Source organism: Winogradskyella helgolandensis (assembly GCF_013404085.1).
Lineage (GTDB): Bacteria > Bacteroidota > Bacteroidia > Flavobacteriales > Flavobacteriaceae > Winogradskyella > Winogradskyella helgolandensis.
The window spans coordinates 1,780,657-1,801,614 of record NZ_JABFHO010000001.1 but is presented as its reverse complement, the minus strand read 5'-3'; the positions used below and the strand labels follow the sequence as shown (position 1 = coordinate 1,801,614).

Annotated in this window: 13 protein-coding genes; 5 read left to right on the top strand and 8 right to left on the bottom strand. The window is 33.7% G+C overall.

The genetic code is table 11. The features are described 5' to 3' along the window. Nucleotides 1-88: 88 nt before the first annotated feature. The 5 genes from HM992_RS07245 to porU all read right to left on the bottom strand — a co-directional run bounded on the left by HM992_RS07245 (nt 89) and on the right by porU (nt 8,574). Nucleotides 89-1,717, bottom strand: coding sequence for a pyruvate dehydrogenase complex dihydrolipoamide acetyltransferase (locus HM992_RS07245; RefSeq protein WP_179319210.1), 1,629 nt, complete (start codon nt 1,715-1,717; stop codon nt 89-91). Between the two features lie 3 nt (nt 1,718-1,720). Next, nucleotides 1,721-2,722 (bottom strand): pyruvate dehydrogenase (acetyl-transferring) E1 component subunit alpha, encoded by a 1,002-nt coding sequence (gene pdhA / locus HM992_RS07240; RefSeq protein ID WP_178984351.1) that lies wholly within the window; start codon nt 2,720-2,722, stop codon nt 1,721-1,723. 111 nt (nt 2,723-2,833) lie between these two features. Further along, nucleotides 2,834-3,316: a cytidine deaminase gene (gene cdd, locus HM992_RS07235; RefSeq protein WP_178984350.1), complete on the bottom strand. Its 483-nt coding sequence runs from the start codon at nt 3,314-3,316 to the stop codon at nt 2,834-2,836. A gap of 81 nt (nt 3,317-3,397) precedes the next feature. Continuing rightward, entirely contained in the window at nt 3,398-4,642 is a 1,245-nt protein-coding gene (gene porV, locus HM992_RS07230; RefSeq protein ID WP_179319209.1) for a type IX secretion system outer membrane channel protein PorV, read from the bottom strand. A gap of 65 nt (nt 4,643-4,707) precedes the next feature. Continuing rightward, entirely contained in the window at nt 4,708-8,574 is a 3,867-nt protein-coding gene (porU, locus tag HM992_RS07225; RefSeq protein WP_179319208.1) for a type IX secretion system sortase PorU, read from the bottom strand. A gap of 324 nt (nt 8,575-8,898) precedes the next feature. Between porU and gldJ the strand changes: the two genes are divergently transcribed. From gldJ to HM992_RS07210, 3 genes are all read left to right on the top strand, one after another. Next, nucleotides 8,899-10,578, top strand: a complete 1,680-nt coding sequence (gene gldJ / locus HM992_RS07220; RefSeq protein ID WP_178984347.1) for a gliding motility lipoprotein GldJ — start codon at nt 8,899-8,901, stop codon at nt 10,576-10,578. A 147-nt stretch (nt 10,579-10,725) separates the two neighbouring features. Beyond that, the gene (locus HM992_RS07215; protein ID WP_179319207.1) at nt 10,726-12,006 is read left to right on the top strand and encodes a UDP-N-acetylmuramoyl-tripeptide--D-alanyl-D-alanine ligase; all 1,281 of its coding nucleotides are present in this window, start codon (nt 10,726-10,728) and stop codon (nt 12,004-12,006) included. A gap of 151 nt (nt 12,007-12,157) precedes the next feature. Continuing rightward, entirely contained in the window at nt 12,158-12,886 is a 729-nt protein-coding gene (locus tag HM992_RS07210) for a phosphatase PAP2 family protein (protein WP_179319206.1), read from the top strand. A gap of 78 nt (nt 12,887-12,964) precedes the next feature. On the opposite strand, the gene HM992_RS07205 is transcribed toward HM992_RS07210, so the two are convergent. After that, nucleotides 12,965-13,363 carry a VOC family protein gene (locus tag HM992_RS07205; RefSeq protein WP_179319205.1) on the bottom strand — a complete coding sequence of 133 codons (399 nt, stop codon included), beginning with the start codon at nt 13,361-13,363 and terminating at the stop codon, nt 12,965-12,967. Nucleotides 13,364-13,650: 287 nt separating this feature from the next. On the opposite strand from HM992_RS07205, the gene HM992_RS07200 reads away from it, so the two are divergent. Together HM992_RS07200 and HM992_RS07195 are read left to right on the top strand one after the other, a co-directional pair. After that, the gene (locus tag HM992_RS07200; RefSeq protein WP_179319204.1) at nt 13,651-16,311 is read left to right on the top strand and encodes a T9SS type A sorting domain-containing protein; all 2,661 of its coding nucleotides are present in this window, start codon (nt 13,651-13,653) and stop codon (nt 16,309-16,311) included. Nucleotides 16,312-16,573: 262 nt separating this feature from the next. After that, nucleotides 16,574-17,689 carry a formylglycine-generating enzyme family protein gene (locus HM992_RS07195; protein WP_179319203.1) on the top strand — a complete coding sequence of 372 codons (1,116 nt, stop codon included), beginning with the start codon at nt 16,574-16,576 and terminating at the stop codon, nt 17,687-17,689. 154 nt (nt 17,690-17,843) lie between these two features. Here HM992_RS07195 and HM992_RS07190 read toward each other — a convergent pair whose 3' ends face one another. Next, nucleotides 17,844-19,031 (bottom strand): carboxypeptidase-like regulatory domain-containing protein, encoded by a 1,188-nt coding sequence (locus HM992_RS07190; RefSeq protein WP_179319202.1) that lies wholly within the window; start codon nt 19,029-19,031, stop codon nt 17,844-17,846. An 80-nt stretch (nt 19,032-19,111) separates the two neighbouring features. Continuing rightward, nucleotides 19,112-20,950 carry an arylsulfatase gene (locus tag HM992_RS07185; RefSeq protein ID WP_179319201.1) on the bottom strand — a complete coding sequence of 613 codons (1,839 nt, stop codon included), beginning with the start codon at nt 20,948-20,950 and terminating at the stop codon, nt 19,112-19,114. Nucleotides 20,951-20,958: the final 8 nt, after the last annotated feature.

The window sequence follows — 20,958 nt, the reverse complement described above, 5'->3', positions numbered from 1 at the left end:
TTTAAAGATAAAAAAATCCTGATTTGAAAAATTATCAAATCAGGATTATATTATTTAGGTTCTTCGCTAAGCTCAGAATAACATTTTACTAAACTACCATTGTCACAGGGTTTTCAATATACCCCTTTAATGTTTGAAGGAATTGTGCACCTGTTGCTCCATCTACAGTTCTGTGATCACAAGCTAAACATAATTGCATCGTATTACCAACTACAATTTGTCCGTTTTTAACCACTGGTTTTTCAACAATATTTCCAACAGATAAAATGGCTGAGTTAGGTTGATTGATAATAGATGTAAAACTATCGATACCAAACATTCCTAAATTAGAAACAGTAAATGTACTACCTTCCATTTCATCTAATGCTAATTTTTTATTTCTAGCTTTCCCTGCATATTCTCTAACAGCCGCACCAATTTGTGGTAAACTTTGCTCATTTGCAAATTTAACTACAGGCACTAATAAACCATCTGGTACTGCAACTGCGACACCAATATGTACATGGTTGTTTAATTGCATTCTATCATCAAACCATTGCGAATTTACTTGAGGATGTTGCTTTAATGCCAAAGCACATGCCTTTACAATCATATCATTATATGATATCTTAGTATCTGGAATAGAGTTATATTGCATTCTAAATGCAATGGCATTTTCCATATCAAACTCCACATTTAAATAATAGTGTGGTGCTGTAAATTTAGATTTCGCTAAGTTTTTAGCAATCGCTTTACGCATGTTAGAGTTTGGTACCTCATCAAAATCTTCTTGACCAGTAGCAACAAACTTACCAACTGAAGCTCCTTGAGCCGCAGGTGTGTAATTTTCGATATCCTTCTTTACGATTCTACCGTTTTCTCCTGAGCCTTTAACTTGACTTAAATTAACACCTTTTTCATCAGCCATTTTCTTAGCTAATGGTGAAGCGAAAACTCTTCCTGAAGTTGAAGTTGCATTAGAAACTGAAGTTGAAGCTTTTGGAGCTTCTGTCTTTACTTCTTCCTTTTTAGGTTCAGCTTTTGGAGCTTCTTTTTTAGGTTCTGGTTTTGCTTCTTTTTTAGCTTCACCACTATCGGATTTAAAGTTTTTTGCAATACCAGAAACATCAGTTCCTTTAGGACCAATGATTGCTAATAATGAATCTACTTTCGCCGTTTCTCCTTCTTCTAAACCAATATATAATAAGTTACCTGATTGGAATGATTCAAATTCCATGGTCGCTTTATCCGTTTCTATTTCAGCAAGAATATCTCCTTCTTCAACATCGTCACCAACTTTCTTTAACCATGTTGCTACCGTTCCTTCTTCCATGGTATCACTTAAACGTGGCATGGTAACAACAGTAACTCCTTCAGGTAATTCAGAAGACTCATTTGATTCTTCTTTTGAAGAGGCTTCTACTGCACTCTCGGTAACTTCTTCTTCTTCCTCAGATACTTCAGGTGTACTTCCATTTAGATAGCTAGAAATATCTTCACCTTCTTCACCAATAATGGCTAAAAGCGTATCTACTTTTGCAGTTTCACCTTCCTGAATTCCAATATGCAATAGAGTTCCTTCATTAAAAGATTCGAACTCCATTGTTGCTTTATCAGTTTCAATTTCAGCTAAAATATCGCCTTCTTCAACTTTGTCTCCAACTTTTTTTAACCAAGAGGCAACTGTTCCTTCTTCCATGGTGTCGCTTAAACGCGGCATATTTATTACTTCTGCCATAGCTTACTTAATTTTGTGGTCTATAAATGGGTAATCTTCTTGTTCATATACAACATCGTACATCACATTCTTTTCTGGATATGGAGATTCATCTGCGAATTTCTCACATTCCGAAACGCGCTTCTTAACATCCTTGTCAATCGCTTTTAAGTCTGCTTCGGTAGCATATTCTTTTTCAAGAATAATATCTTTCACTTGTGTAATTGGGTCAATTTTTTTGTACTCAGCAACCTCATCTTTTGTTCTGTAGTGCTGTGCATCAGACATTGAATGACCTCTATAACGGTAAGTTTTAACCTCTAAGAATGATGGTCCACCACCTTTTCTTGCACGTTGAATAGCTTCGTCAAAAGCTTCAGCAACTTTAATAGGGTTCATACCATCTACTGGTCCTGAAGGCATATCATAACCAAGACCTAATTTCCAAATATCTGTATGGTTTGCGGTACGTGCTACTGAAGTACCCATAGCATAACCATTGTTTTCACAAACGAATACTACTGGTAAATTCCAAAGCATTGCTAAATTAAACGTCTCATGTAACGAACCTTGTCTTGCCGCACCATCACCAAAACAGCAAATGGTTACAGCATCCTTATCGTGATATTTATCACCAAATGCGATACCTGCTCCTAATGGAATTTGACCTCCTACAATACCGTGACCTCCATAGAAACGAAATTCTTTAGAGAAAATATGCATAGATCCACCAAGACCCATTGAGGTTCCTGTTGCTTTCCCAAACAATTCTGCCATAACGCGTTTTGGATCTACTCCCATCCCTATAGGCTGAACGTGATTACGATATGCTGTAATCATTTTATCCTTAGTTAAATCCATAGCATGTAAAGCACCTGCTAATACAGCTTCTTGTCCATTGTATAAATGAAGGAATCCTCTAACTTTTTGTTGAATGTAAACTGCGGCAAGTTTGTCTTCAAACTTACGCCAGAACAACATGTCCTCGTACCACTTTAGGTAAACTTCTTTGGTTATTTTTTGCATTTCTTGATGAGTTCTTTAAATCGAATAACAAAAATAACACTTTAGACAATAATGAAGAAGTAGTATATCGTAAAAAAAAAGAATATTACTGATTTTTTTTCAACGAAAAGGTTATAATACTGAACTTTCAAAAAGAAGCGGCAATAAATTAGCTAACGAATTTGATTTTACCACCTTGCCTTGCGCTCCCATGAAGTAAATTTCGATAGGTTGATCTTGTTTTATTTCGTATTCTGCTATAGATTGTCTGCATGCACCACATGGAGGAATTGGTTTATCCGTAACTTGATTTTGAGATGAGGCTGTGATAGCCATTTTTAAAATCTTTGCCTTAGGATATTTTGCTCCGGCATAATAAATAGCTGTGCGTTCTGCACATAAACCTGAAGGATAACATGCATTTTCTTGATTACTTCCAATAACCACAATACTATTATCGAGTAAAATAGCAGCTCCTACATTAAATTTTGAGTAAGGAGCATAAGCATTCTCTCTTGCTTCTATAGCAGTATTCATTAAATTCTGAATCGCTTTAGGAAGCTCGTTAATATCGTCATAGACTTGTAATGTGGTTTCTATTTTGACTTCCTTCATAGTTTACTGTTTATTTTAGACAAAAAAACTATTGCTTTAAATAAACAATAGTCTTTGATATCTCAATGTAGTAATAATTTTTTAATATTCATCGTATTCTCCATCACCAAAATTAAAGGTTAAAGAAAAACGTAAGGTGTTTTCTAAAGGACTCTGAATTTTAGACGCTGAGAATAAGTAAGATAGATCTACATTTATCGTTGTGTACTTAAATCCTGCTCCAAGTGCAAAAAACTTACGTGCACCTTTATCATCTGCTTCATTAAAATAACCTGTTCTAAAAGAAAAGCTATCTTGATATGTATACTCTGCACTCAATGCCCAAGTAAACTCTCTTAGTTCTTCACTAAGACCGCCTGGCGCATCACTAAATGACTGAAAAACACCATTTAAAAAACTAACATCAGGATCTTGACCTTCCATTATAATATCAGTATCACTATTAGGGTTATCATACTCTTCCCCTTCATCATACATTCCATTTCCATTCTCATCATCGTAGTTGTACTCTTTACCATAAATAGGAGGTGTAGGCACCAAATATTTAGTAACTTCACCTGTTACTGACAGTGTATTATATTGATCAAATATAAAATCAAAACCTGCTCCTAATCTCAGATTTGTTGGTTGAAAGACATCGTTACCACCATCATCATACTTAAATTTTGGACCTAAATTTTGAATTGCAAAACCAGCTCTCCAACGGCCATTAAAATCATTATATGCTTCTTCTTCACTTTGGTAATACCCTGTGATATCAGCACCAAAAGTACTTCCAGGTTGCGCATTAGAATCTACTTGTCCAATTCTTAATGCAGATCTCATATAACGCAAGCCTACAGCCATAGAAAACTGATCTCCTAATCGCAAGGTATAAGCACCGTCAATAGCAAATTCATTAGGTTTTACAGCAGTACCAGGATCATTAGCATCTTGAGTTAAAACAATTTCACCTAAAGAAAAATACTTAAGACTTGCAGAAAAAGCACTTACTTCATTTATTCTATTAAAATACGTTATATAACTTAATGAAATGTCGTTTACCAATCGTGTTAAATAAGGAGTATATGTTAAACCAACCCCTTGCTTCGTTTCAGAAAATACATATTTTGCAGGATTGTATTGTTGTGAAAATCCATCTACAGATGTTGCAACTCCCATATCTCCTAATGAAGCCGATCTCGCATCTGGAGCAATTAACATAAAAGGCAAACCTGTGGTGATAACTCTACTATCATTAGAGTTTGGTATTATTACAGTACCATCTTGGGCAAAAGCGTTACTTAGCGTAACAAGAGCCATTAAGGCTATAATCTGTTTCTTCATGTTCTATTTTTGAAATATTAATACCACTTCAATAGTATTAATTCGTTAGCAAATATAATTTATTATTATAGTATGACAAGTTTTTGAATTTTTTCGACTTGTTTATTTAAACGGTTAGATTTCACTTTTAGTTTATAGACATACACTCCTTTTCCTATTTTATCCCCAAAATCGTCTCTTCCATCCCAAACAATATTTCTAGATAATGATGAAGAACCTTTAGAACAACACTCATCGGCACTTGTCTGGCCATTTAAAGTTCTCACCAATTTACCACTGATTGTAAAAATTTGAACAGAAATATCCAAAGGTTCCGAACTATTGTGATTAAACCAAAACTCTGTATAATTCACAAATGGATTTGGATAATTTAAAACATTATCAATAATTAATTCTTCGTCTTCATCAAAAACCATAAACTGAAATTCTGCCGTTGAAGAATTATTATAAACATCCCAGGCCTTCAATGTTAGTGTATGTAAGCCAGGCTCTAAATCTCTAAAGGGATAGGACACTGTTCCATTTGTATAAACATCAACATCAGCTTGATAATAGTTATTTAAAACTATTGGGTTAGTTTCATCACCATCTATAATGGCTGTAATATCATGACCTATACCGCTTGCGGTATTAATACCATTGTCATCTTGAAGCTTTGCTAACAAAATTGGAGACTCGTTAGTTATACCACCTGAAACAAAGTTTTCGTCATTCATATATAAATTAATGACAGGTCCAATATCATCCTCTGGAGCATTTTCATTAATACCACCAATTTGAATATCAAAATTTGATCCTGCCTGATCTGAAGTTGGATTAGCCGTTTGTGCATAAAAGCTCACTTTTCCATTACCAACCGGAATTCCGATATCTTTTGGAACAATAAAATCGAATTCAAACATCCCATTCACAACACTTGCTTGACCTTTAAATATGGTTTCTCCTAAAGTTGTAAAATCCATTATTATAAGCTCACCATCCGTTTCTGTAACTCCATCGTTGGCTAAAGTTTGACGCGCAATTTCTTTATCAAAAACGGTAGCGGTTAGTGTACCATTATAATTAGATAATATATTACCATTTGTATCAACAACTTCACCCGCTAACTTTGTATAACTTAAAGCTTTTAGAACATCGATAGGCTGGGTGATTTCTACATCGTTTACTTTAGTTAATTTAATATCTGGTTGCGCAAAAGCTAGTTTCATTGCCGGATCTCCAATAAAGAATACCAATCGCTTTTGACTAGAACCTGAAATATTACCATCTATTTTTGTTAATCGTAATGCTTCTGCCATTGACACGTAGTCGTTAGAACCAAATGCAAATAAGTAATCATCCAGTACTTTATTAAGCGACTCACCTACAGAAACGATTATTTGTCGCGTTGTAGTAACTAAGGCAACAGCGCCTCCATTTGTGTTCCAAAAGGTATATTCACCCGCTGTTTCTCTGTCTGGATCATCGAACTTAGTGTATTCACAAGTTACCGTAATAAACAAATTATACTTGCAAATATTATTAATTTCTTGAGAATCTATTTTATCAAAAATTCGTTCTTTAGCAATCCCATCTTCTCCGCCGTGACCGAAATAGTTAACTACTAAAGCTCCAACCTCAATAGCATCTTTTATAGCGTCATTAACTTTAGGATATCTATTTCCTGCTGCTGAAGATTCTTGTTCAAAGGCATCCGAATGTATTTTTATAACATTTAAAAATGGTTTTTCTTCATCTAAAGTCGTCCCTAAATCATCTGTAGTCTGCTGAAGTCTTTTTTCCCATGCCTCATCCACATCATCAGAGATAAGCAAAATATTATTCCTCCAACTACCATAGGATTCAGGCTGATAATAGGCTTCCACTTTATCTACCATTTCTTTAGCGCGTTGCACATTTTCCGCTAAAATTCTACCTACAGCAATATCCATCCGGTCCGAAGTAGCCATACCGCCTTCATTATCATCTAACATAGCGTAGAAATCATCTGAAACAAATGAACTTACTAAACTAAAACTGGTATTGGTATACCAAGAAGGCACTAAATTAGTATTACTACTTAGTCGGTTTTTATAATCGTAAGAGCCATCACCAAATAAACAAAGGTATTTTAAACGCTTACTCGGTGTGCTCGCATTGTCGTATACATATTTAATAAAATTACGCAGTGCTGCAATATCTTGACTACCGGTACTAAATTCATTGTATATAGTTTGAAGATCAACCACTTTTACATTCAAATTATATTGATCTCTATTAATTTGTGCTAATCGTTCTGCTTGTGTTAAAAATATAGATGGAGATAAAATGATGTAATCAATATCTTCAAACTGACCCTCCGTATTATTGAAAATTGTTCCTTTTAAATTTTGATTAGCAACTGTAGTTCTAGAATCTGTTTTTGGAACAAATACATTATTGTTAGAAAAAGCTAAATAGATTCTCTCTTCACCAGACTGTGCTTTAAAAGATAACACATTTGCATTGTCTGAATTTTCAACAGTACTCACGTTAAAGCGATCGGTTATATCCCAGATTTCGTTAAGATTAGTTGTATTGGTAACATTGTATTGTGCAATTCCGGGTGTTACAATGACGTCTTTATTTTTAAAAACTAACTGTTCACCTTCATATCTTAAATTTCGGGTAGCCTCAATATTTATATAATCTAGAAACGCATTTGCTGATGGATTTCCATTATTACTATAATCAAAATCAACAGTAATAACATCCGAGGTTATACTCTGCTGTTGATTATAAGTCGCAGCAGTTGCTAAAACTGAGCCTGGACTTATGGCGCTAAGCCCTAAACTAGTAACCTGATTACCATTAATTGTAACACTCATAGATGTTATTACTTCAGAAACAGAACCAACGGCTATTCTAAAATCTACAGGAATACTAGTAACTAAGTTTGGAAATTTAAATTCATAAGACCTTTGATTTTCAATATCAAAATCATCACCAAACCAACGACGTCCCAACTTTGCAAGATTATAGTCATCAACTTCATAAAACTGATAATCTTGAAACGTATCAATTTCAATATTCGCAGCAGCATCAATGGTGGGCATTTCTTGAATTCGCTTACCATTACCAGAACTTACATTTACATAGTAATAAGTCTTGTCTGTGTATAAGTTTAAATTTGTATCACTTTCTTCGCTATAGGTTTTAGGTCCTTCACCATAAAAAAGAATATAATCTGCATTATCAAAACTTCCGTCTTCCTCACCAACAAATTTTACTGCATTTTCTACAACATCGAATGGATAATTTTCATCATTTTCTAATGGTAACATGCGTCCACCATTTCCATAGATTTTAATTGTTCGTGGATCAATAGAATTGGTATTAACACCTAAACCACTAATAAAACTCTTAGATAATTTAAATACACCTGAGTCTTCAATATAAAATCGATACCATTGCCCTGAGCTCAAAACTGAATTTGTAATTTCAGTCACGCCCATTACACTATTCGTCAAACGACTAGAACCTGTAGTATAATTTACAGTAAATGATGTAATTTTCTTAAAAACTCCTCTATCCTTAATAATAGGACTTAATTCAAAATAATGACCATACAATCCTCTAGCGTTGGTATTATATAACTTATACTTAGGAGACGTTGGCACAAGCTCTAGATTTAAATCTTTTAATTCGCTTGAAGAAATTGTCTCATAAGCAACATTTGTAAGTACAACAGAATTTTCATCGATTTGGCTTCCATTGCTTTCCCATTGCGCAAAAAAGGTTAAACCGATATTCTCATCATAATTAAAATGATTTTCATCAAAAGCAGGAACTTCAATCTTATTATAACCAGTTTCTAAAACTATATTGTCATTCCAGTTAATATTGAATTGTTTCTGCTGCCCAAAACAAAGCACCGTAAATAAGAGAAAAGAGATTAAATAGCAATTTTTCATTGATTCATTTTCGTTTTTAGTCTCAAGTAGAACTACAAGATATACCTATATTATATTATCATCTTATATTTCACTATAAAATAACGACGATTATAAGGCGTTATTATGACGACACAATTTTTATTTCAAAAATACAACAATAAATCATTTCTAGGCTCGTTATTAAAGGGCAAAATACATCGGTAAATTGAAAAATATCCGTTGTTGTGCTCAAAAAAAAGGATGAAATGCATGTTTTTTTGCATTTTGACACAAAAAAAAGTTGTCAGTTAACCTTTAATTGTTATATTGCGACTCTAAAATTAAACGAGCTTACTTAAACGTATGGATATGAAACATGTCTCAAACCTAAAATTTTTAATAGCAGTAACGCTTTGCGCCTCAATTGTGAGTTGTAATCGTTCTTCTAATTCTGGCAATGTAGATAGTGCCACAGGCTGGAAAATCAATGATAAAAAAGGTGGTTTTCAGTACAACACCCAATTTAAAGAGCAGGAAACTCCTCCGGGAACTGCATTTGTAGAAGGTGGAACCTTTACAATGGGTAAAGTACAAGATGACCCAATGCACGATTGGAATAATACGCCAAATCAGCAGCATATACAATCATTCTATATGGATGAAACTGAAGTAACTAATGTAAACTATTTGTTTTATTTAGATTATTTAAAAAATGTATATCCACCAGACGATCCTAACTATGCTTTAATATATAAAGGAGCACTTCCTGATACATTAGTATGGAGAAATCGTTTAGGTTATAACGAAATGATGACAGAAAACTATTTACGTCATCCGGGTTATGCAGATTATCCTGTAGTTGGTGTTAGTTGGATTCAAGCAGTTGAATACGCTAATTGGAGAACTGACCGTGTGGCAGAATTATCATTACAAGAAGCTGGATACATAAAAAGAGATGCACAATATACAGACGTAAGTGCTGAAAGTACATTTAGTACTGATACTTATATAAATGCTCCATCACAAACTTATGGTGGTAATACAGAAGTATTAGAAGGTGGACAACGTAGACAACAAGTGGATGCAGACGGAAATCCTATTAATGTTTACGCTGATAGAGAATCTGGATTAATTCCTGTAAAATATAGACTTCCTACCGAAGCTGAATGGGAATATGCTGCATTAGGTATGAGTGAATTACGTCAATACAACGTTTATAGAGGACGTAAAAAATATCCTTGGGATGGACAATATACAAGATCTGGTAAACGTGTAAATCGTGGAGATCAATTAGCTAACTTTAAGCAAGGTAAAGGTGATTACGGTGGAATCGCAGGTTGGTCTGATGATGGAGCTGATATTACTGCAGAAGTTAGAACATACGAGCCAAATGATTATGGTTTATATGATATGGCTGGTAATGTTGCTGAATGGGTAGCTGATGTTTACAGACCTATTGTAGATGATGAATTTAACGATTTTAATTACTATAGAGGTAATGTATATTCTAAAAATGCAATTAATGAAGATGGTACAGTAAAAATTGTAACTGTTGATGAAATTGTATACGATACGCTATCTAATGGTAAAATTATTGCTAGAGATTTACCTGGTGAGATTGCAACAATTCCTGTTGATGAAGAAGAAACGTATTTAAGAACTAACTTTAGTCAAAGTGACAACAGAAACTTTAGAGATGGTGATAAGCGTTCTTCACGTTATTACAGAGAAAGTTTTGACGAATCTGAAGGAGATAAAAGTACAACTAGTAAAATGTACAACTCTCCAAAACATAAAGTAGAATTAGATTCTACAGACGGAAAAATGCTTAGAGAATATGACCAATCTAATAGCAGAACATCTTTGATTAATGATGAAGTTAGAGTTTACAAAGGTGGTTCTTGGAAAGACAGAGCGTACTGGATTGATCCAGCACAACGTCGCTATTTCCCACAAGATATGGCAACTGATTATATTGGCTTTAGATGTGCTGTTTCAAGAGTAGGATCTAAGAGTGAAGCTGGAGGAAAAAGACGTAATTAAAAAACGTTAAATAATATTTTAAAAAGTCCTGATATATTTATCAGGACTTTTTTTTATTTTAGACCTATGTAACGAGCATGCTAAAAGCATAACAAGTCTTATAAAAGAAAAGCATGTAACAGCTCAAAACACACTAAACTCACACACATGAACATAGACGATCTCTATCTAAAATTTAAAAGCTGTACAATCATCTCAACAGACACTAGAAAACTTCAGCAGGACTGCATGTATTTTGCGCTTAAAGGAGATAATTTTGATGGAAATAAATTTATACTAAACGCTTTTGAAGGAGGTGCTAAATTTTGTGTTGTAGATGATGTTGATGCATTGATAAATGATAGATGCCTATTTGTTGATGATGTACTGATTGCGTTACAAGAGTTGGCTACATTCCATAGAAATGTTATTAAAATACCTATTATATCTTTAACAGGTAGTAATGGAAAGACGACTACAAAAGAGCTTATTAATGCCGTATTAGCAACTACATATAAAGTAAAAGCAACCATTGGAAACCTAAACAACCATATTGGTGTGCCGTTAACATTATTAAGTTTTTCTGAAGATCTAGACTTTGGGATTGTTGAAATGGGCGCTAACCACCTAAGTGAAATAGATTTTTTATGTGGTATTGCACAGCCAGATTATGGTTTAATTACAAATTTTGGTAAAGCTCACTTAGAAGGTTTTGGTAGTGTCGAAGGAGTTATTAAAGCAAAGACAGAATTGTATGACTATTTAAAACTTCACGAAAAAACAGTTTTTATAAATGAAGATGACGAGAAGCAAGTTCTTCAAATTGGTAACTATACTAAAACAGTAACTTTTGGCAGTAGCTTAACGAATGATTGCACTATTGCTTTTGAAAGCGCGAATCCTTTTGTCACATTATCACATAATGATAGTAAAATTGAAAGTCAGCTTATAGGTGATTATAACTACGGAAATATAGCAGTTGCAGTGGCTATTGGAAAACATTTCAAAGTCACTACAAATAATATTAAACATGCTATTGAAGGTTATCAGCCAGATAATAACCGATCTGAGATTATTGAAAAAGGGACTACAAAAACAATTCTCGATGCTTACAACGCAAACCCTACGAGTATGCTGGCGGCGCTTAAAAACATAAAACAATTACAAGCAGACAACAAATATTTATTTCTCGGTGATATGTTTGAATTAGGATCCGAAGCAGAAAAAGAACATCAGTTCATTGTCGATTTTATTGAGTCTAATTTCGGAAAACACGTTTATGTTATTGGAAAAAACTTCTATAAAACCACTACAAACAATTCTACGCATAAGTTTTCAAGTTTCGAAGACTTAAAACCTATTTTAAAAGACCTTAATCTTACTAATTCTACGGTTTTAATCAAAGGCTCTCGTGGTATGGCTTTAGAACGAATTATGGATTATATTTAAACCTAGAATGTTTTTTTTTTGCGTTTTATGATTTAACTATTATAATCACCATAGTCTCGCAAATATGAATTGAACAGCAAATTCCCTAGTAATAAAGCCGTATTTTTTTTTTTTTAACACACAATAAATTCAAAAATGTTTTTACGAGTCTATGCAAAATGTAATTAAAATAATAATTGACACGCTTAAACAGCTCATATCTAAAGTGTTTAAAAAGCACAATGATCAATTACCTTACATAATAATTTCTGTTATTGCGATATTGATAGTTATTGGTAGCGCGAATTTATTTATTGAGTTAACAGAAAATTTACATACGACAAGCTTAGCCCAGTTCGATACAACCATTACAGAACAGATACTCGCTTACCGAAACCCAACACTTACCTCATATTTTGTTTTTATTACTGATGTTGGAGATGTTTACGGTTATCTATTAGTGTTTATCCTATGCAATGTGGCATTTCTGCTAATTTTAAAGAAATGGCAATACGGAGTACAACTTAGCGTCGTAATATTATTGGCATTAAGCTCTAATATCATTTTAAAAAAAGTAGTAAATAGATCTCGACCAGAACTAGAGCATTTAGTGTCTGTAGAAACACTGAGTTATCCTAGCGGACATGCCATGACAGCAATGGCTTTTTACGGTTTTTTAATCTATCTCTTTTACCATTTTAAAATCCATCCAATCCTGAAATTCTGTATTATACTACTTTTAATCTTTTTAATCTTTAGCATAGGCATTAGCAGAATATATCTTGGTGTACACTTTCCATCAGACATTGTTGGTGGTTTTATTGCCGGATTTATTTGGGTTATTCTGTGTGCTCTTATATTTAATTTTATTAGAGTTTACAGAAAAGATCCAACTGTTTAAAATGGATTTAAACACACTAAAACCCCTTTTGAAATAAATTTCAAAAGGGGTTTTAACAGGGCTTTTAAAAGAGAATTGTTATTGATTATGATTCACCATCCAACCTATTCCGAATTTATCAGTACAGCGGCCAAAATACCCCCATTCCCTTTCGCGATAATTGTGATGTACCTGCCCACCTTCCGATAAGGCTTCAAATAGACGTTTCCCTTCTTCAGTATTTGAGGCTTCAATACTCATTTGGCATTGATTACCGCTATTGAGAGGTGTGTCTGGTGAGACATCATAAGCCATAAAATAAACATTCTTCCCTTTCAACTCAGCATGCTGAAGTTTATCTCTATAAGAGGACGGGACATCTATTTTTTTGTCTTCATAGGTTTGACGGTTAATAATATCAGCGTCAAATAATTCACTATAAAATTTTAATGCTTCTTGACAATTTCCTTTAAACGATAAATATGCTTGTACTTTCATGATTTTAAATTTTTAAGTTTAACAAATTGTGAATTTCAATTTATTTAAATTCATCATAATCGCTTAGCTGATTTCGTAGTTTTCATTGCTCATTCACTTTCTAAAAAAAAACCACATACACCTACATTACAACATTATAGTGGCAATTATCAGCAAAATTCGTACATCATCCAAATCACTCATACAAATTTGTTTACAAGAAATGAGTATGTTTTTGGGTGTTTTAAGCAAAGCTGTAATATTATATAAACTTATTTTTGTTTAAAATTTTAACCCCTACTAACATCATGACTAAACAATTACAATTCCTAATGCTTTTTGCTTTTATTGGCTTAGGCAGTTTTCAATTAAATGCGCAAACCAATGGAACTTTTAATGGTACTATAGACGCCCTTTGGACTAACACTAATAACTGGACAGGCAACACAATAGCGGATGCAACTGGTGAGGCAACTATAGATGCTCATGTAGCCTTAGATGGTATAACGCCAATTATTGTAGGATCGGTTAATTCTAATAATGGAATTTCAAATACTGCGCGTATATTTTCTAGCGGTATTTTACAACTTAATGGTTCGTCAAGTGATTATATTATAAGACAATGGGTTGGTCAAGGAACTACATTCAACTGTGACGTAACGGTGAATATTAACAATAAGAATTTTCTAACAAGAAATTCCGCAAATTCTAAACTTATTTTCGCTGATACATATACCCTTGCCTTAGGAAGTAACAGGATTAATATAGTAAATGCTGCGCCTAATCCTGTAGAACTTAATGGAACCGTAACAGGGTCTGGTAATATTTTTATGATAAGTGATGGTAGTAATGGCGGAGTAATTTTTGGAGCCTCTTCGGACTTTGTAGGCTATTCAGGTACTTTTGTCACTACTAATAATTCAATTATTTCAAATACTACCTCTGTAGTTAGTAGTAATATAAACCTTAGAGAAGAAGCCTCATTTACGATTAATGTAGCAAATACGTTTGAAGGCAATATTATCAGAAATTTTAGAGGAGTTGATTTAATTAGTACTGTAACTTTCAATGCTAATCAAAATAATATGGGTAGCCTTACAGTAGATAGAGAAGAATTGGCATTAGACTTTGGTGTGAATGTAACAGAAGTAATTTTTTCAGGATATTCTACCTCAAGCACAGAAGGTGAAGTAGATTTAAGAAATTATACCAATGGTGTTCTTAGAATAGGAACTACAGCTACTGAAGTTTCTCAAGTCATATTAGACACATGGCTTATTGATGGTGTGGAGCCTGCGGATGGTACTATTACACAAGATTCATCAGGTTTTATTACAATTCCTGTGAATGGAATAACATCAACAACTGGTCAGGATATTAATTGGGAAGATACTACTTCTTGGGTAGGTGGAGTTGTACCGGGACCTACAGATAATGCCGTTATACTTGGGTCATTAATTATAAATTCAGATGTAACTATAAATAATTTAACCATTATTAACGACAGCCCTGTTGCAGAAAAAGTTACGGTGATGCCAGGACACTCAATTACCGTAAATGGAGATGCTATTACAAGACACAACTTATACGGAGAGTCTACATCGTCTAGTTTTAGTAGTATTATTTTAAATGGAAGTGTTTCTCAAAATGTTAGTTATAACAGATATGTGAATGCCACGCCAGGAAACGATTTAATATCAGCTCCAATTGTTGAAGTTTTTACGGATATAGCAGCCAGCTTTTTAGAAAATCCAGCGAATCCGACACAAAAAGCGTTTGGACCTTTTAATACCGTATCTGGATTATATGAAAACTGGGATAGTTCTATTAATGGAAGTGATGCTTTAGTGCTAGGAAAAGGTTATAGAGCTGCCACTACAGCAGGTAGTAATGTAGAATTTAAAGGAGAACCAGCTTCTCCAATTGCGGATATAACTATCGCTATTACGGATGGAGGTCACACTTCTTATGGAACTTGGAATCTAATTGGAAATCCATTTCCTTCATATTTAGATTTCACCACATTTTTCGATCTTAATAAAACGCAATTTGATACTGGTGTATTTCAAGCCGTATATGGTTATAATGGTGCTGCTAGTGGTAACAAATGGGAAACATACAATAACTTAAACCTTCCACCTGATGACAAGATTGCACCAGGCCAAGGATTCTTTGTTAAAACGCCAGCCTCTACTTCTGGAACAGTAACCTTTACACCTGCTATGAGAACTATAGGAAGTGATGATGATTTTGTAGTAGAAAGATCATCAGAAAATTCAAATATCGCTTTGGCAAAATTATTATTAAGCAATTCATCAGACACCTATTCTACCGACATTTATTTTGTAGACAACCAAACTCGTGGTTTAGATCCAGGTTATGATGCTGGTGCTTATGTTGGTGCTTCTAACGGAATTTACACCAATCTTGTTGAAAACAATACGGGAATTGATATGGCTATTCAAGCTTTACCATATGATGATTTTAACGATGTTGTTGTTCCTCTTAGTACTAATGGAGAAGCAGGTATACAATTAACTATTGGCATAGATATTGAGACGGTTTCTATACCCTCTAATATTAATGTGTATCTTGAAGATAACGTTACCAATACATGGACTTTATTAAATACTGGTGATTATGTATTTACACCATCGAGTGCATTAAATGGCACAGGACGTTTCTACGTGCATTTCTCAAACACCACATTAGCTCTTAATGAAAATGTGTTAAATGGATTAGATATCCATACTGAACAAAGCTCAAAAACAGTTGTAGTTAAAGGACAACTCAACACCGATACAACAGCTGTTATTTACGATGTACAAGGACGATTGGTAGTACAAAACGCATTAAATGCTTCTAACACAACAAATACTATTAATGTGAACGCTTTAAAAGCAGGAATTTATATTGTTGAATTAAAAAGTAACACACAAAATAGAACTCAAAAGATTATCATAAAATAAACGTATAATTGATGTCTTAATTTTTTTGAGTATAGACATTACCGTAAATTGATTAATAGCAGAAAAACCGTGGTATTTTTTTTAAAAATATTGCGGTTTTTTTTAATTATAAAAATTAACAGAAAAACACTTACAATAGTATGATTCAAAATTAGTTTATTTACAAATGAAATATTAATTGATTTATTGAATAACGATTCAATTATTTCGTTAATACCATAAAAACACCATTCTGAATAATTATCTTTAAAACAAAAATTATATGTATCATCAAAATATAGCAAAACAGTTCACTTATTTTTCACTTATTCTATTACTTGTCTCAACAGTTTATAACTGTAAAAACGTCGAAGACAAAAAATCATCAGACCCCAAAGCAGAAACTAAAGCTGAACCAACTTCAAAAGTCGAAACACCTGAAGGTATGATTTGGGTAGAGAAGAAAACCTTTTTACAAGGAGCAAAAGACACCGATAATTATGCCATGCCAAGAGAAAAACCGGCACATTGGGTTACTGTTGATGGCTTCTTTATAGATATTATTGAAGTGACTAATAAGCAATTTAAAGCGTTCGTAGAGGCTACAAATTATATAACCATAGCAGAACGTGAAATTGATTGGGAAGACATAAAAAAAGAATTACCACCCAACACCCCAAAACCACATGATTCTATTCTGCAACCAGGAAGCTTAATATTTAATAAAGATGTCAATGCTGTGGTGAACATGGAAAATTATGGCCAATGGTGGACTTGGAAAATAGGTGCCAATTGGAGGCATCCTGATGGCCCAGAATCAACTATTGAAGGTAAAGATGATTATCCGGTAGTGCATGTAGCATATCAAGATGCTATAGCGTATTGTGAATGGGCGAACAGACGTTTGCCAACTGAAGCGGAATGGGAATCTGCGGCTCAAGGTAAAAATACAAACACCATATTTACTTGGGGTAATGATGCGGCAAAACTAGATGCGAATGCCAATACGTGGCAAGGTGTGTTTCCTACGAATAATGCATCTCAAGATGGTTTTGAATTTATTTCTCCAGTAAAATCGTATCCTCCAAATAGTATTGGGTTATATGATATGGCAGGAAATGTTTGGGAAATGACCAGTGATTTTTTCAATGTAAAATATTACAGTGAGTTAGACACGTCTCAACCTATTGTAAATCCTAAAGGAGCTGATACACATTTCAACCCTAATAATCCCTATCAGATAGAACATGTCATGAAAGGTGGCTCTTTTTTATGCCACGCCTCGTATTGTGCAAGTTTTAGAATTTCGGCAAAAATGGGGGTTTCAGTAGATTCAGGATCCGATCATATGGGCTTTAGAACAGTGGCTACACCACAAATGTTAGCTTCTAATGAATAACTAGTTTATTTCCTATTCATAACTTAAAAAGCAGCAATATTTAATAAATATTGCTGCTTTTTTATATGGAACAATCGACAAATGCCCTTGCTTGAAATTATATTGTAAATGAAAAATTTGGCACTAGTATATGGTCAAAACTCAGGTCTTTTAATTAGTTGTTAGCCAAATTAAATTGAGTTTCCAATGGCACACCGTCAATGGATTCCAAATCTTTAACCTTTTGTTTGTAGAATTCTGTTGGCGGTGGAAAATTGAAGGTGTTCCAAAAAATCGAGTTGTATTCCACTTTAATATCTTCTATGTTTTTTTGGTAAACGTTAGAACTTTTAGTCTTAATTTTCTTTTTATCAGTTTCTATACCTAAAACGACAACTTCATTTCTCACAGATATTTTAAATTTGTCATCTGTTGTTTTTAAAATTGACTGTTGTGCTTTGTTTAGTTCGTGATACTGTCTTGTAAAGTAATTATGATAGCTTAAATACATTTTTCCGTCCTTGTTCTTTTTATATAGATACACAAGTGTAGCAGATTCGTTGGTCGTTTTATATACCTTATAAGTATCCATCCCAATGTATAAAATTGGATCTTGGTAAGGACGTCGTCTATTGCTATCCTTTTGGCCTTGAATGATAATAATATCTTCACCATCGTATGATGTGTCTCCTATTTTAGACCATTTATAATTTTTATAAGGAATACCATTTCTTAGTGGATCCATTTGGGTCATAAGATGAATAGGATACGTGCGTTTTAATTTGACATTAGGAAAATACCTGTAATCTACCGATTTTCTTCCTTCTACAATTTCTATACGATTAACATCACCACTACTTGGACCTTTATCTTTCACTTTTATGTAATGCTCAATAAGAAATTTAGCCTTTTCTTTTTCAACAGTAAAAAAACGATTTAAAACCTTTAATTCGTGCGTTGAGCTTACGGTATTATTTTTTAAGTTTTTAAAGGCCAACTGCACATAATGAGATGGGTTCATTATGTTAACTTCATCAAGCGATACAATATCTTCTTTTAAGGTTATTATTTTTTCATTTAATGCCAAAAAGTCTTCAACTAAAATTTTAGAGGTTATATAACCTATGCTTGAAACCTCTAGAGTATCTAATAAGTTTTTTTTTGAGAGTTCTAATAAAAACTCCCCATCTTCATTACTTGACGTTCCAATCCATTTAGATGGAATACCTATGGCAGCATAGGAAACGCCACGACTAGTTTCATCTAAAACAACACCTTCTATTTTCAATATGTCTTGCGAATAGAGTGTAGTTACAGATAAAGTTATAATGAACAATAAAATAGTTTTTTTTAATAAATACATATAATGTTTTTCTTAATCTATATCAATTTTCAAAAATCAAAAAAGGATAAAATCAAGTATTTTTTCAATCTCTAAGCTTATTAATCTATTAAAGAGAACTCCTTAGATATTCGAGTCACTCTAATATAAAAAGCGCCCCAATCTTCATTTTCATCAGTTGTGAACCAAGCACTCATATCCGTTTTTCCTTTGGTGAAATTACCTTTAAAGCTTATTACTTTTGCGTCCTTTTCTACAGCTTTAGTTTGTTCCCAAGCTCCAATTTTTACACCACCAGATTTAAAGTTCATCGTTCTACCTTCTGCTATTGCTTCTGTAGAAATGGTACCTTCTTTGCCTTCTACAGCCGCATTAATGGCTAAATTAGATTCAAAAGGCCATCTACTCAACTCAATAGTGTAAGTTCCAGATTGTTCAAAGGCTACGGTAAATTCACCTCCAACAGGATTCTTTTGCGCTTCCCTAATATAATTCTGGTTCCATGGAATTTTAGAATCGTGTACGTGTGTATCATGACAGGTTAATTCTATTGGATTTTGTTGATCTGATCCTAAAACAATAATAGGAAACTGATTAAACTCCGTAGAAACAGAACTCCACCATTCGTTATAATAGCCTCGCATTTGTTCTACTTTTTCAGGAAACTGTGCTGCTACGTCATGCTCTTGACCTGGATCTTTAGAAATATCGTATAATTCTTTACCATTAACTAATCGCATTTTGTCTGACATCACAGCACTTTTTCTCCATTTTATAGGACTTTGCACACGCTGAGAATCAGTAATAAGATAATCTCTACCAATGGTTTCTTCTTCACCTAAAATCAATGAAGAAATATCTGAACCATCCATTTCATTTTGTCCTTCTGGTAATTCTAAATTACATAAGGTCGCTAAAGTTGGCAAAATATCTAAATGTGCTGTTAAATCGGTAACATCTCTACCGCCTTCAATCTGCTTTCCAGGGTACGATATAAAAAATGGTACACGGTGTCCACCTTCATATTCACTATTTTTAGTACCTTTCATGCCTGCATTAAAACCGTGTTTTTTACCTCCTACTGTTTTATAGCCTGAAGCCGTTCCGTTATCCGTCATAAAAATAACAATCGTATTCTCTGCAATATTTAAGTCTTCCAGTTTCTTTTGAAGCTTTGCAAAGTTGTCATCTACATTGGTAATCATTCCGTAAAATATCTTTTGAAACTCAGGAATATCTAAATCTTTGTATTTGTTATAATAAGCTTCCGGAACGTTAAATGGAAGGTGTGGTGCGTTTGCAGAAATATAGGCGAAAAATGGTTCGTCCTTTTTATCTTCAATATATTTTATAGCTTCATCAAACCAAACATCGGTGCAATAGCCCTCAAACTTTGTAGGTACTCCATTTTTAAAATAGGTATCATCAAAATAATCATTGTCCCAATAATCTGGTGTTTGTCCTACTCCACCTCCACCATGCGCAATAGTGTATTTAAAACCTTTATCTTGTGGTCTAGAAGGATAGGTATCTCCTAAATGCCATTTACCAAACATCGCTGTTTCGTATCCATTGTCTTGAAACACGTCAGCCATAGTAACTTCATCCTCTCTTAAAATAGACACACCACCGATGGTATGCCAAACCCCAACTCTATTCGCATAGCGTCCGGTCATTAAACCCGATCTTGAAGGTGCACAAGTTGGCCCCACATGAAAATCTGTTAAACGCACCGATTCTTCATGGAATTTATCTAAGGCAGGTGTTTTAACTAAGGTGTTCCCATGGGCACCAAGATCTCCATAACCTTGATCATCGGTTATGATTACAATGACATTAGGTTGCTTTGCTTTATTAGATATTGCTGTTTTTCCAGACTGAGACGTACATGAAAATGTAAGTCCCATAAGTGCCATTAATACAATTATTTTTTTATTCATTTTAATTC

What these genes read in the sequence shown, in the direction of transcription:
- porU (WP_179319208.1), bottom strand. Translation starts at nt 8,574, where the DNA reads ATGAAAAATTGCTATTTAATCTCTTTTCTCTTATTTACGGTGCTTTGT.
- cdd (WP_178984350.1), bottom strand. Translation starts at nt 3,316, where the DNA reads ATGAAGGAAGTCAAAATAGAAACCACATTACAAGTCTATGACGATATT.
- HM992_RS07245 (WP_179319210.1), bottom strand. Translation starts at nt 1,717, where the DNA reads ATGGCAGAAGTAATAAATATGCCGCGTTTAAGCGACACCATGGAAGAA.
- HM992_RS07185 (WP_179319201.1), bottom strand. Translation starts at nt 20,950, where the DNA reads ATGAATAAAAAAATAATTGTATTAATGGCACTTATGGGACTTACATTT.
- HM992_RS07210 (WP_179319206.1), top strand. Translation starts at nt 12,158, where the DNA reads ATGCAAAATGTAATTAAAATAATAATTGACACGCTTAAACAGCTCATA.
- HM992_RS07205 (WP_179319205.1), bottom strand. Translation starts at nt 13,363, where the DNA reads ATGAAAGTACAAGCATATTTATCGTTTAAAGGAAATTGTCAAGAAGCA.
- gldJ (WP_178984347.1), top strand. Translation starts at nt 8,899, where the DNA reads ATGGATATGAAACATGTCTCAAACCTAAAATTTTTAATAGCAGTAACG.
- HM992_RS07215 (WP_179319207.1), top strand. Translation starts at nt 10,726, where the DNA reads ATGAACATAGACGATCTCTATCTAAAATTTAAAAGCTGTACAATCATC.
- HM992_RS07200 (WP_179319204.1), top strand. Translation starts at nt 13,651, where the DNA reads ATGACTAAACAATTACAATTCCTAATGCTTTTTGCTTTTATTGGCTTA.
- porV (WP_179319209.1), bottom strand. Translation starts at nt 4,642, where the DNA reads ATGAAGAAACAGATTATAGCCTTAATGGCTCTTGTTACGCTAAGTAAC.
- pdhA (WP_178984351.1), bottom strand. Translation starts at nt 2,722, where the DNA reads ATGCAAAAAATAACCAAAGAAGTTTACCTAAAGTGGTACGAGGACATG.
- HM992_RS07190 (WP_179319202.1), bottom strand. Translation starts at nt 19,031, where the DNA reads ATGTATTTATTAAAAAAAACTATTTTATTGTTCATTATAACTTTATCT.
- HM992_RS07195 (WP_179319203.1), top strand. Translation starts at nt 16,574, where the DNA reads ATGTATCATCAAAATATAGCAAAACAGTTCACTTATTTTTCACTTATT.